The sequence below is a fragment of the Gallintestinimicrobium propionicum genome (genome assembly GCF_025567525.1).
GTDB classification, from domain to species: domain Bacteria; phylum Bacillota; class Clostridia; order Lachnospirales; family Lachnospiraceae; genus Gallintestinimicrobium; species Gallintestinimicrobium propionicum.
This window is the reverse complement of the sequence record NZ_JAOQJY010000057.1, coordinates 1-383: the sequence shown is the minus strand read 5'-3', so window position 1 is coordinate 383 and position 383 is coordinate 1. Positions and strand designations below refer to the sequence as shown.

Below are 383 nucleotides of genomic sequence, written 5' to 3'. Positions count from 1 at the left end.
TAATCGTGGAAACGGTCTGTGCAAAGCGAAAGACCACCCGTATTGCAGGAAGTGATTTTCCGCATGAAATCGTTCGTTCCAGATTCTTGAAGCTGGATAACTCGCACATTGAGTTTGTCATGGACTGTTTACAGAAGAACACCACGGAAATTCGTAACATGAAGCAGTATCTTCTGACCGTTCTGTTTAATGCACCGACCACGATAAGCAATCATTACACCTCACAAGTAAATCACGATCTGTATGGCGGCTGGTAAATGGTCGCTATTTTTATTGTCCGGAAGTGCCGGGAGAAAGGAGTAAGCATGATGTCTGAGGGAAAGACCATAGGGCAGCTGATGGAAGAAATGCGGGCAAAGGCAGGAGCGCAGAATTATCACGGT

General features: G+C 46.0%; 1 protein-coding gene and 1 pseudogene. Both read left to right on the top strand.

The window, feature by feature from the left end; all coding sequences use genetic code 11:
• On the top strand, positions 1-257 hold a 257-nt coding region (locus tag OCV62_RS18115), incomplete at its 5' end, for a DUF6017 domain-containing protein (RefSeq protein WP_262588385.1).
• Positions 258-383, top strand: a pseudogene (locus OCV62_RS18860) (DUF5720 family protein); the annotation flags it as partial.